This is a genomic window from Paenibacillus sp. P4_A9, from assembly GCF_056402415.1.
The window spans coordinates 35,744-48,832 of the sequence record NZ_JBFUHL010000018.1 but is presented as its reverse complement, the minus strand read 5'-3'; the positions used below and the strand labels follow the sequence as shown (position 1 = coordinate 48,832).

Annotated in this window: 8 protein-coding genes; 3 read left to right on the top strand and 5 right to left on the bottom strand. The window is 45.3% G+C overall.

Annotation, left to right across the window (positions count from 1 at the left end; translation table 11 throughout):
• Nucleotides 1-220: 220 nt before the first annotated feature.
• From AC1DVJ_RS14440 to AC1DVJ_RS14425, 4 genes are all read right to left on the bottom strand, one after another.
• The gene (locus AC1DVJ_RS14440) at nucleotides 221-2,329 is read right to left on the bottom strand and encodes a molybdopterin oxidoreductase family protein (RefSeq protein WP_477591771.1); all 2,109 of its coding nucleotides are present in this window, start codon (nucleotides 2,327-2,329) and stop codon (nucleotides 221-223) included.
• Nucleotides 2,330-2,374: 45 nt separating this feature from the next.
• Nucleotides 2,375-2,725: a nitrite reductase small subunit NirD gene (nirD, locus tag AC1DVJ_RS14435; RefSeq protein ID WP_477591769.1), complete on the bottom strand. Its 351-nt coding sequence runs from the start codon at nucleotides 2,723-2,725 to the stop codon at nucleotides 2,375-2,377.
• 33 nt (nucleotides 2,726-2,758) lie between these two features.
• Nucleotides 2,759-5,182, bottom strand: coding sequence for a nitrite reductase large subunit NirB (nirB, locus tag AC1DVJ_RS14430; protein ID WP_477591767.1), 2,424 nt, complete (start codon nucleotides 5,180-5,182; stop codon nucleotides 2,759-2,761).
• A gap of 257 nt (nucleotides 5,183-5,439) precedes the next feature.
• Nucleotides 5,440-6,681 (bottom strand): nitrate/nitrite transporter, encoded by a 1,242-nt coding sequence (locus AC1DVJ_RS14425; protein ID WP_477591765.1) that lies wholly within the window; start codon nucleotides 6,679-6,681, stop codon nucleotides 5,440-5,442.
• Nucleotides 6,682-7,159: 478 nt separating this feature from the next.
• On the opposite strand from AC1DVJ_RS14425, the gene AC1DVJ_RS14420 reads away from it, so the two are divergent.
• Together AC1DVJ_RS14420 and AC1DVJ_RS14415 are read left to right on the top strand one after the other, a co-directional pair.
• On the top strand, nucleotides 7,160-7,810 hold the full coding sequence (locus AC1DVJ_RS14420; RefSeq protein WP_477591764.1) for an ANTAR domain-containing response regulator: 651 nt from the start codon (nucleotides 7,160-7,162) through the stop codon (nucleotides 7,808-7,810).
• Nucleotides 7,807-8,838 carry an anthranilate phosphoribosyltransferase gene (locus AC1DVJ_RS14415; protein ID WP_477591762.1) on the top strand — a complete coding sequence of 344 codons (1,032 nt, stop codon included), beginning with the start codon at nucleotides 7,807-7,809 and terminating at the stop codon, nucleotides 8,836-8,838. The genes AC1DVJ_RS14420 and AC1DVJ_RS14415 overlap by 4 nt, the downstream gene beginning before the upstream one ends.
• Nucleotides 8,839-8,892: 54 nt before the next feature.
• Here the strand turns inward: AC1DVJ_RS14415 and AC1DVJ_RS14410 are convergent, their stop codons facing one another.
• Nucleotides 8,893-9,660, bottom strand: a complete 768-nt coding sequence (locus tag AC1DVJ_RS14410) for a peptidoglycan-binding protein (protein WP_477591760.1) — start codon at nucleotides 9,658-9,660, stop codon at nucleotides 8,893-8,895.
• 273 nt (nucleotides 9,661-9,933) lie between these two features.
• On the opposite strand from AC1DVJ_RS14410, the gene AC1DVJ_RS14405 reads away from it, so the two are divergent.
• On the top strand, nucleotides 9,934-12,930 hold the full coding sequence (locus AC1DVJ_RS14405) for an efflux RND transporter permease subunit (RefSeq protein WP_477591758.1): 2,997 nt from the start codon (nucleotides 9,934-9,936) through the stop codon (nucleotides 12,928-12,930).
• The last annotated feature ends 159 nt before the right edge of the window (nucleotides 12,931-13,089 follow it).

Here is a 13,089-nt window from a genome sequence, read left to right as displayed (position 1 = left end):
AACTACATAAAATCCATCTCTATCCATTTTTTGATTATTTCCAGTGAAAATAGATGCACAAAATCCAGTTATTTTGATTCAGATTTGGTGTGTTCCTGTTACCTTGTTATACGGATCGGAATTAGGGGTTCCAGCGGGTCGTTCAGTGTTTTGCGTGTTCAACCAAACAACAAAATAGCCCAGTTGGAGACGCCAACTGGGCTGCATTGCTGCATGTCATCTATTCCACTCGCTCAACCTTCACTGCGCAAATTTTAAACTCCGGCATACGACTCGTTGGATCCAAGGCATCGTTCGTCAACACGTTGATCGAATGCTCGTCGCCCCAATGAAAAGGAACGAAGATGGTACGAGGTTGAATACCCTCGGTGACCTTGACTTGAATAACAAGTGAACCACGCCGGCTTGTAATCCGGATTTTCTGTTCCATCGTTAGGCCAATTCGCTTGGCCAAGGAAGGATGAATCTCGGCAACCGGAACGGGTGCCTTCTTATTCAAGGCTTCGGTTCTGCGCGTCTGCGCACCACTTAAATAATGGTTGGCCAGACGGCCAGTTGTGAGTACGAAAGGATAGTCGGCATCAATAGGCTCTGCTGGCATTTTTGGCTGAATGCCGAATAATTTGGCTTTACCATCCGCATGATGAAAACGATCTTGGAATAATTGCGGTGTACCTGGATGGTCAGCCTTCGGACAAGGCCAGTATATCCCTTTCTCCGCTTTCAGGCGCTCATAGGTGATACCGCTATAATCAGCTTTACCACCTTCGGTTGCTGCAGCTAGTTCACGAAACACCTCTTCAATACCCGCATATTGAAAGTAGGTACCACGTCCAAGTGCTTCAGCAAGTTCACTGATAATGTGAAAGTCTAGCTTGCAATTCCCCGGTAGCTCCATAGCCTTCTGCCGATGGAACACACGCCCTTCGAGGTTGGTCATGGTTCCTTCCGCTTCAGCAAACGACGAACCAGGTAACAAATAATGCGCATACCGTGCCGTTTCAGTCTCGAACATATCAACGACCACGAGTAAATCTAGCTTTTGTAAGGCACGCTCTACCATCTTGTTATTCGGACTAGAAACCAATGGATTGGAGCCTAGCACGACTAGCGCCTTAATCTCACCTTCGTCGATCTTTTGCAGAAGCTCATAGGCGGAGACACCTTTACCCGGCAGTTCGCTTGGATCGATCCCCCATACCTTCGCCACATGCTCGCGTGCAGCAGGATCTTCGATCAAGCGGTAGCCTGGGAGTTGATCAGCTTTTTGCCCATGCTCGCGGCCTCCTTGACCGTTCGCTTGACCAGTTACAGCCCCATAGCCGCAGCCTGAGCGCCCTATTTTACCCGTGAGCAGCGTCAGGTTAATGTAATTAAGTGTGTTTTCAACCCCATTCACTTGCTGCTCCAAGCCTCTTGCAGTTAGCACTATTCCTGTCTCTGCCTTCGCAAAACCACGAGCAATTGTACGAACAACCGCTTCAAGCACGCCTGTTAAATACTCAACGCGAGCTGGGGTAAACGATTTGACAGCTTCTTTCACTTGTTCGAACCCCGAAGTTCGTGATTGAATGAACTTCTGATCAACGAGGTTCTCCGCAATCATCACATGAAGGAGCCCATTAATGAATACCGAGTCAAATCCTGGTTGAAGACGCACATGAATATCCGCTGTTTTGGAGGTCATCGTATTGCGCGGATCGATGGTCACGATCACGGCGCCTTTTTTCTTTGCTTCTAGTAGATAGGGCATCATCGTAGGTTGGCACTCTGCGATATTCGTACCTGCTAGAATGATATATTTCGCATTGGGAATTTCCGATAATGGCATCGTCATCCCACGATCGATTCCAAAAGCTTGATTACTCGCCGCAGCAGCCGATGACATGCAATAACGACCGTTATAATCAATATATTTGGACCTCAATGCCACACGCGTAAACTTACCTAGTAAGTAACTTACTTCGTTCGTCAACGACCCGCCGCCATAGACACCGATGGCATCACGACCATGTTCAGCCTGCAACGCTTGTATCCTCTGAGCAATATCTGAATACGCGCCTGCCCAGGACACAGGTTGCCACTGACCTACTCTAGCCTTCTCCCGATAAAGCGGCTCAAGGATACGTTCCGAATGCACTACGTGCTCCAATGCGTTCAAGCCTTTCTGACATAGACGACCTGTCGCAACTGGGAAATTTACGCTCGGTTTAATCGTGAGACCTTCTGTTTTTTCACTTGGTAAGATCTCCAATCCACACTGCATACTGCAAAAGCAACAATGGGAGGAGGGCTGTTCATCCGATAATGTGACAAGTGCTGATTTCACGCACCCCACCCCCGTTGATCAATCTCTTTTTATAGTAAAAAAGAATTAGCTCGCCATTTCCTTTCCTCTCGGAAACCCAATGAAGACCGTTCCATTATCCACTTTGGTCAGATACGTTTTCACGCAGCCTGTATCCGGAGCTTGCACGAGTCCGGAAGGCAAATGAATCTTGCGATCATGCATGGGGCAGAACACATGGTCATCACAGACTATGCCTTCGGCAAGCACACCCTCTTTATGCGGACAACGATTCTGAATCGCTTGAAGCTTACCGCTTTTCAATTTGAACAGCGCAACCTCTTCCCCTTGATAACGAATCGTCTTCCCTGTATTAAAGGCTAAATCCTCGTAGGAAACGGCTTGCACCCAAATCATTTGCTCATTTTGTGTAATCATGTTCTCTGCTCCTCCCGGTTTATCTCTCTATTTCTATTTCAATTCAACAACTTCATATAGATCGCGTTGGATTTTCTTGCTATCAATGGCTTGTTTCCATGGATCTTGTGTCACAGATAGCGCCAAATCCATACGTTCACACAATTGCTTACGCTCATCATCATTTTGTACAACATCACGGATATGATCGATGCCAAGACGGTGTACCCACTCGCTCGTACGCTCGCCGTATTTGCCAGTCTCACGGTAATATTGCAGATATGCTTCGGTATATTCAATAATCTCAGCTTCGGTTTTAACTGTGCTCATCAAATCACCAACACGTACCTTCACGCCGCCGTTGCCTCCAGTATATAGCTCCCAGCCACCATCAACAGACACGACACCTAAATCTTTGATCCCGGATTCAGCGCAATTTCGCGGACAACCCGATACGGCAAGTTTCACTTTAGCTGGCGTATTCAACCGTTCGAAACGTTTCTCTAGCTCAATACCCACACCCATCGCATCCCCAGTACCGAAGCGGCAGAAGGTTTCGCCGACACATGTTTTAACCGTCCGCAAAGCTTTCCCGTAAGCATATCCGGATGGCATATCCAACGCTTCCCACATAGCGGTTAAGTCTTCTTTTTTCACACCTAGCAAGTCAAGACGTTGTCCTCCAGTAAATTTCACCGTTGGTACGTTAAATTGCTCAGCAACCTCTGCAATGCGCTTGAGCTCCGTTGGATTGGTCACACCGCCATAAATCCGTGGAACAACAGAGTACGTACCGTCTTTTTGAATATTGGCATGCATACGCTCATTCACGAATCGGGACGTGCTGTCATCTTTATATGTCTCAGGGCTAATCATGCCCAAGTAGTAGTTCAGTGCAGGGCGACATTTGGAGCACCCTTCTTCATTCTTCCACTCTAGGACGTTCATCACTTCACGCACATGGGATAATCCTTTTTCACGAATCGCAGTAACGACTTCATCACGCGTATGCGTTGTGCAGCTACAAATCGTTTCTTTTGCTGCATTTTTATCATAAGAATCGCCTAGCGTAAAGGCCAGCAAGTCGCTGACTAACGGCTTACAGCCACCGCAGGAACGTGATGCTGTCGTGCAATTCTTGACTTCATCTACGGTTGTTAAGCCTTGATCTCTAATCGCGGAGCAAATCGTCCCTTTCGTTACGCCGTTACAGCCGCAAATAATCGCGTCATCTTTCATATCTGCAACGCCGGATGCGGCTCCACCACCGCCAGAGGAATCCGTCAGTATCGCCGTTTTCCCCATGCCGCTAATATCCGTTTCTTCCCGAATCATTTGCATGAGTCGCGTACCGTCAGCTGTATCGCCAAAGAGTACGGCACCGATAATTTTATTTTCTTTAATTACAACTTTCTTATAGACACCGGTGAATTCATCGTGAATACGAATCGCTTTGGTTCCTTCAGCGTCAACGAATTGACCGCCTGAGAATACATCAACACCAGATACTTTGAGCTTCGTGTACAAAATAGAGCCTTCATACGGGCCGGTTTCAACGCCAGCCAAATGCTTCGCCAATACAGCACCTTGCTCATAAAGCGGTGCTACCAGACCATACGCGACGCCTCTGTGCATCGCACATTCGCCGACCGCATACACATTCGGTACGTTCGTTTGCAAATAATCATTGACGATAATTCCTGGATTGCACTCGATACCAGCTTCTTTCGCAAGGGCTACATTTGGACGAATCCCTACTGCCATTACGATGAGATCTGCTTCCGCAATCGTACCGTCCTTAAATTTCAGGCCAGTTACACGTTTGTCTCCCACAATTTCCGCTGATTGTTTCTCTAGCAGGAAGTTGATGCCTTGCTCTTCAAGAGCTGCTTGCAGCATTTTCGAAGCTGTCCGATCCAGCTGACGTTCCATAATCGTATCGACAATATGAACGACATCGACCTTCATACCGAGATTAAGGAAACCTCGTGCAGCTTCTAACCCTAGCAAGCCGCCGCCGATGACGATCGCTTTTTTGTACTTTGTAGCCGATTCAATCATAATTTCACAATCACGGATCGTTCTGTAGGCCATTACGCCTTCTTTGTCCGCACCAGGCATAGGAATCATGAATGGATTAGAGCCCGTTGCCAATATCAATTTGTCATAAGAAACGGTCAGTCCTTGATCACTCGTTACCGTTTGCGCTACGGTATCTACGGCTGTTATCGTTTGATTCGTGTATAAGGTAATGTTATTGTTCGCGTACCATTCATAGGGATGAATAACGATATCTTCGACTTTTGAATCGCCGGAGAGCACATAGGATAACAAGATTCTATTATAGTTGGGATGTGGTTCACTGCCGAATATCGTAACCTCATATTTATCAGGTGTCAGCTTCAGTAAATGTTCAACGGCGTTTACGCCCGCCATACCGTTTCCGACCAGGACTAGCTTCTCTTTTTTGACTGTCATTGTGATCATCCTTCCATCCGTTTACTAAGGTATCATTTCGAAATTGAGTAGTTGTGAAAAAGGGGTCATTTAGGAGCCAGGCCCCCAAATGACAAATTGGGATATGGAGCTTGAGCAGTTCGATTGAACCGAGGTTCACATCTACTGCAAAGACGCTAGTCGTAACGTCTTTGCTCATACAGCTTGCTGACAAGCTGCATGAGCAAAAACTTTACTGATTGCCGCCAGCCTAATGGCTAGCGGCATCATTAGCAAAGTTATGCTTGAACGGTATCGATTCCAGGTGAAGCAGCTTTTACTTTACCGCCCTCACCAATCCAGGTACGTTTCCATTGTCCTTGAACAACCGCAATCATCAGAATACAAGCAATTGCAATCCCACTAAGAATGAGAAACCCTGGTGTAAAGGAGCCTGTGGAGAGCTTCAGATTTCCGAGGATTTTCGGTAAGAAATAACCACCTAAACCGCCTGCTGCTCCTACAATTCCAGTTATCACTCCAATTTCCGTCTTAAACCGCTGTGGCACGAGTTGGAAAACCGAACCATTCCCCATTCCGAAAGCCATCATGGCAATAAAGAGCATGACTGTTGTTAGTGAAAGTGACGGCAGTGTTGAAATACCCGCCATCATGATGCCAACAACTCCGTAAAGAACCATTAACATCCGAATTCCACCTATTTTATCAGCAAGCCAACCGCCTACCGGGCGGAAGAAGCTGCCGCCAATAACGCACAATGTAGTGAAATCAGCTGCCTTAACTGGAGCAAGACCATATTGCGTATTGAAGAAAATTGTCAAATACGATGCCATCCCTACGAAACCGCCAAAGGTTACACTATACAAAATACAGAACAACCAGGAGTCCTTTTGTTTTAAAACTTTGCCGTACTCAGCAACTGTTTTGGGCTTCGGTTTATTGGGGCTATCCTTAGCCAAAATACTAAAAATGACCAGTGTTAACACAATTGGAATCATGGCAATTCCGAATACAACGTGCCAATCGCCATAATGCTGAGCTAATCTGTTTGCAAATAAAGTAGCGAAGATCGTTCCGCTATTTCCTGCTCCTGCAATACCCATCGCTAATCCTTGATATTGCGGCGGGTACCAGCTGCTCGCTAGTGGAAGTGCTGCCGCAAAGCTTGCTCCAGCGATACCAAGCATGAGAGCTACGAAATACATATCTCCCATCGTGTCCGCGAATTGCCACCCCCAGAATAATGGAATTAAGGTTAAAGAAAGACCAATCTGCCCTGTTATTTTGGGACCAATCTTATCCGTCAGCACCCCAAGCACAAGTCTTAGTACCGATCCACCCAAGATTGGTAATGCAACCAAATTTGCTTTTTGCGCGGCATCCAACCCAAAGTCTTTGGCAAGAATGACGGCTAACGGCCCCAGGAGTACCCATACCATGAAACTCATGTCAAAATACAAGAATGAACTGAATAAAGACCCTTTGTGTCCCACTTGCAAAAAACTCTTCCGATCTACCATGCAATCCCTCTCCTTCTTTGAGGCTTTTCGCCTTCTCTTATTCCTACCCGTTTGTTTTTTGACTGCACGTTGACAGAAAAGGCCGACAAACATACCCCAATTAATCGCGGGATGCTTATCGGCCTCATTGCCACTGCTGCCACTTCCTCGTGATCAGCATGATAGATGAAATTTTTTCATTACTTGCATTACATTGCACATAAAAAGCCTATCCATTTACGTATTTGTAAGGGGATAGGCGCCGTTGCCTTCGTTAAGTGGCACATCATTGTGCCGTTTTCTTAACTTGATTATACGATGCAAGCAATCTTATGTCAATAAACATAACACAAAAAAATTATACATGAGATTCAGAGAAGCATATCGACAAATTTTAGGTGCATATGCTATAGTATTGCCGTATAATATAACCAAATAGCACTAAAACCTAACATGTAGTTGTCATGAGATAGAAGTTATTCAAGATGGAGGTATTCCCATGTTACAATCTTTCATACTGATCGACGAGTTTATACCAACTCGCTCAGCAACCTCCTCTGAGCCTCCACATGCTGTTCGAACGGAAGACATTCATGGAAAGGAATCTTTGCCTGATGAAATATTGAAGGATTTAGGATTCCGAATTTTTACTTCATCTAATATGAAAGAAATTTCATTTATCATTCCTAAGGTCGATGCTGTATTATTATCTGTAAGTCCTGAACGTGTAACGGATTGGCGTACACGCTTGCTAGCAGAGCGGAGTCTTCCGATGTTCTGGTGGTGTGATACACTTACTTTTCCTTCTAATGAATGCAAAATGGATGGGGGCATTGATGGGTTAATCGGTCCCATGATGAGCCAACTGGAAATTCATTGTGCTTTGATACTTGGTGTCAACCATTATTTCCAACGTACCGAGTGGCAGCAAGAACGCGAACAGCTGCTTTCCAAACTCGAAGAACGCAAGTGGGTCGATCAGGCCAAGCGAATTTTATGCGAAATCAAAGGTATCTCTGAGGCAGAAGCTTATGATTTTCTCCGCAAACAAGCTATGAATGAACGTAAGCGAATGGTAGACGTCGCAACCTCCATCGTCAAGGTATATCAGATACTACAGGATCAGAACAAAGGAGGCCGCAAACGATGATATCCCTATTAAAAGAAGTTGGCCGCGGTAAACGCGGAGCCAGAGATCTCTCCTATGAGGAAGCTGCCCAAGCAGCCGAACTTATTTTATCCGGTGAAGCCACTCAAGCCCAAATCGGTGCATTTCTCGTAGCAGAACGTATTAAAATGGAATCCCCAGATGAAATTAAAGCCTTCATCCAGGCTTTGCGCGAGCGCACAACAACATTCCCCATGGCTGGCAGCATGGACTGTGCAGGACCTTATGATGGTCGCACGCGTACATTCATCGCTACGTTGCCGACCGCATTCGTGCTCGCAGCCTGCGGACTGCCAACTACGCTGCACGGCAGCCCAAGCATGCCGCCGAAATGGGGCATAACGATCTCCGATGTACTTGCAGCGTTAGGTGTGCAGGCACTCGAAGCATCACGTGAAGCTTTAACCTCTGCAGCAGCGCGAACTGGCTTTCTTTTTACGCCTACTGAGTCTTGGTGTCCACCGCTAGGCGAGCTCCGTCAGATTCGCAAAGAACTCGGACTGCGTACGGTGTTCAATACAGCGGAGAAATTGCTTCGCTTCACAGAAGCCCCGTATATGGCTGTCGGCGTGTTCCATGGTACTGTTTTTGAGAAAATCACGAATTTATTAATTGAATTAGGCGTTTCTCGAGGAATTGTGGTACAAGGAATGGAAGGATCAGAGGATTTAAGTGTAGAAAAACGGACTCGTACCTATTTAATCCAAGGTGAGACAAGTGAGTTATTCATTGTTGATCCTGAAATTTATGAGCTTATGGTTGAAGTTCCTGTCGTGGAATGGACGGCTGAACTGCAAGCAGAAACCACACTGTCCGTTCTGCGCGGCGATGCTCCACTTCCCTACTTGAATATGGTTTTGCTCAACAGCGCCGTTCGTTTGTGGGTAGCCCAAAAAGCTGGCTCGATTGAAGAAGGTATTTATATGGCTCGACATGCGATTGATCAAGGCATTGCTCTTCAAAAGTATACGGAATGGACCGAAGCGATCAAGCCCGTTTCCGCCACTTAATTAGAAAAAGGACTTCACGGATGTGCGATTCCTCGCATCCATGAAGTCCTTTTTTCATTTACCTATGAATTGTTGCGTAAACATTTTACCACAAGGTCCTCCATCCACGATACCGATGCCGATATGGGTGTAGTCTTTGCTTAAAATGTTAGCTTTATGACCTGGCGAGTTCATCAGCGCTTCATGCGCAGCTTGAACACTTTGATTGCAGGCAATGTTCTCACCTGCCGCATTATACGTGATACCGAACTTCTCCATCATATCGAACGGTGAACCATAGGTCGGTGAATCATGCGAGAAATACTTGTTATCCACCATGTCTTGGCTCTTGAGACGAGCTGTTTTGGTAAGCGCCAAGTCTGCCGTCAACGGCGATAACCCCATAGCTGTACGCTCTTTATTCACCAGATCAAGCATCTGCTGTTCTTCTACAGTTAAGCCTGACGTCGATGGCACCTGTGGTATAGGTGTTGGCGCAGGTGTAGGCACTGGAGCAGGTGTCGGGGTTGGCGCTGGTTTCTTCGGTATTTTGAGATTGCCATATGCCCAGAGAATGGATTGCAGCGTTTGATCGTCTACATTTCCTGTTACGGGTAACCCATATCTACTTTGAAACGATTTAACCCCAGCTTGTGTTTGATTACCATAATAACCCGTAATCGGTCCCGAATAATAACCTAGCGACTTCAACATCCCCTGAACCGCATAGACATCTGGTCCTTTAGCCCCTTTGCCATAGGCAAAGACTGTCGTCGTGGAAGCACTGAACAAGACCACACAGATGAGAGCAATCCAGATCAACCTTTTTTTCCCTTGTAGCATGYGTACGTTCACTTCCCGTCGTCTTCAGTATCTTCGTCACACATTGGACGATAGGATTAGCGTTACCTCTTTACAAAAATTTATCCAAATTAAGAAATGTTATGTATGCCGTTTTTGATCATAAATCATACCATTTTTGGAACTCTAACAATAACGTGAACTCAGACTCTAGACTGAGATGAAACCCGACTCAAGCCATATACAATCTTGGATAAATATTGCTATACTTGGAACTGGATGAATAAAGAGGATTGTTGAAAGGGAGCGAGACGTGTGACGTGGTTTACTAAATGGGCTTTTGGAAACAAAGCAGCAGTTGTTTTTATGATTATTTTAGTTCTTGGAACTGGTATCGGAAGTTACTTCAAACTACCGATGGAATTTTTACCTAGCGCAGATTTCCCGCAGATTAGCGTAACAGTTGTCGGTCAAGGCTACGACGCCAAATCCATGTTAGATAGTGCAACGACACCTATTGAAAAGGCATTATCCAGTGTGCCTGGCAAGAAAGAGGTTTTCTCAACATCTTCGGATGGTTTTATGAAAATCGATATGACATTTGACTCGGATATCAAAATGAAGGATGCCCAAGCGAGTATACAAGAAGCGATCAGCTCCATTGTTCTACCAGCTGGCATGTCGAAGCCTTTCGTTATTCGTTTGAACACTTCGATGATCCCACTTTCATGGGTATCCTTGAACTTCAAAGATGGCATTACGAAACAAAATATTGAATTAACACAAGAAAAAATCTTACCCGAATTTCAAAAAATCAAAGGTCTAGCCAGCGTAGTACTTGGCGGAACCTCGGTATCTCAAGTCATTATTCACCCAGATAAAGACAAATTAGCTAAGGCGCAATTGCCAGCACAAGCACTTATGGGTGTGCTGCAAGGTCAGAATGTAGCTGTCAATGTCGGTGAGAGACCAATCGACGGCAAAACAAGTGCAATTAAAGTCGTTGGGAACCTCGACGATTTGAATACCTTGAACAATTTGACTGTGGCACCAGGCGTTAAATTGAAAGATGTGGCAACGGTTGAAGTTGCTGCAAATAAAGATACATTAACACGAATCAATGGTAAGGATTCTCTTACATTAGTTGTAACGAAAGACACAAGTTCCAATGCTGTAGATATCGGTAAAGAAGTTGAGAAAATTTCCGAAGAGGTTGCGACCAAATATCCGAATGCAACAGCAGAGGTCATTTACTCTACGTCAGAATCCGTTGTAACTTCTGTTAACAGCATGATGAGAGAAGTATTGTTAGGCGCATTATTCGCGACGATCGTCATTCTGATCTTCCTTAGAAACATTCGTTCCACGTTCATTACGATTGTTTCGATTCCATTGTCTCTTGGTTTAACATTGTTCCTGCTTTCCCAATCAGGGGTAACGCTAAACATCTTGACACTAGGCGGGGTCGCCGTCGCCGTCGGTCGACTCGTGGATGACAGTATTGTTGTCATCGAGAATATTTTCCGAAGAACTCAGAAGGCTGAATTCTCCAAGGAATTAATTATCGATGCGACACGTGAGGTAGCTAGAGCGATTACGGCTTCTACCTTAACTACGGTAGCTGTTTTCTTACCGCTTGGCCTTCTGAAAGGTTCACTTCAAGCGTTCCTGCTTCCCTTCGCATTAACCGTTACGTATTCCTTGCTTTCTTCCTTGCTTGTTGCCTTAACCGTTGTACCGGTTATGAGCGCATGGTTGCTTCGCAATACGAAGTTGAAAGAACATAAAGAATCAACAAAACTAAGAGGCATTCTATCCTGGAGCTTGAATCACAAGTTCATCTCCATACTGTTATCTATTATCCTTTTCGGTGGTTCTATCGCCCTTTACTTTGTAATGCCAAAAGGTGCAGTTGGTGGTTCAACAGCAAGCCAGATATCTGTTAGCCTTTCTTACACACCTGAAACACCAATCACAACAGTTCGTGAAAAAGCAATCGAATTAGAAAAATTCATGCTTGAGCAAAGTGAGCTTGATCACATTATTCTTCAACAAGGGAACACCGAAGATAATGCCAAATGGGGAAGCGTAGCTCCTCCAACGATTGCAAATTATACTGTGTTTATGAAAAAAGATGTAGATACTCAACATTTCATCGATCAAGTGAATAGCCAAAAATCGAAATTCCCTGGAGCAGATTTAGCTGCTGGCGGCGGCGGTTTTGATGGTGGTACGGGTTCCGCTATTACAGTTGATCTAACTGGCGATTCCGCAAAGAACTTGGATCAAGCAGCCGCAGATGTCATTGCCGCAATTAAAGACATTGAAGGCGTAGAAAAAGTAACAAGCAACCAAAATGTAACGAAACCAGGATATTCGATTACGGTAGATCCTGCGTTAGCGAAACCACAAGAAATTGCAGGTACGATCCGTTCCCTAATGAACCCTACACCGATCGGTTCCATGAAATTAGAGGACAAAGAAATTCCAGTTGTATTAGATGCTTTGATTAATCCAAGCACTGTTGCAGACTTGTCCAATATTCAAATCATGACAGCTACTGGACCAGCCTCGTTAACATCGGTTGCTAAGATCGAAAAAACGAATGAGTCCAATACGATTCTACACAAAAGCGGTCAACAATTCTTACGTGTGACTGCACTTGTAGACCCAGCTAAATTATCCAAAATCAATACTGAAATTACAAAAAACACAAAAGACTTGAAACTCCCTGAGGGTGTTGCCTTAGTAGTAGGCGGAGCTTCCGCCCAACAATCCAGTGATTTTGCTGACTTGTTCATGACAATGGGTATTTCCATCGGTATCGTATTATTGATCATGGTCATCACGTTCAAATCGTTCCGTGCACCGATTGCTAGTATGGTCTCCCTTCCATTCGCAGCAGTAGGCGCGATTGTTGGAATGATGATTACGAAAACGTCCTTCGACGTTACTTCGATCTTCGGATTCTTGATGTTGATCGGTATCGTTGTTACGAATGCGATCGTGTTGATCGACCGTGTGAAGCAAAACGAGGAACACATGACGATTCGTGAGTCCTTGCTAGAAGCCGCGGCAACGCGGATGCGTCCAATCATCATGACAGCTGTTGCGACAATCTGCGCAATGGTGCCGCTTGTACTTGCCAAAGCGGAGGAAGGTAGTATCGTATCCAGAGGCTTGGCCGTTGTTGTTATCGGCGGACTCACTTCTGCAACGATCTTCACCCTGGTAATGGTACCTACTGTGTATGAACTCATGCATGCACGCAAAGCAAGACATCAAAGAAAACAGCTTGAAAACGCTGGTTAGATAGTACAAAAGGCGACCTAAGTAGATTTATCTGCTTGGGTCGCCTTTTTTTTACTTTAAGCTTTCCATTTAAAGTTTGGCAGGATAGGGTTGGGGGAACACCACCCATTGACAAAGATCACCCCCATGCCTTAAACTAAATTTAGTACTTGGTACTAA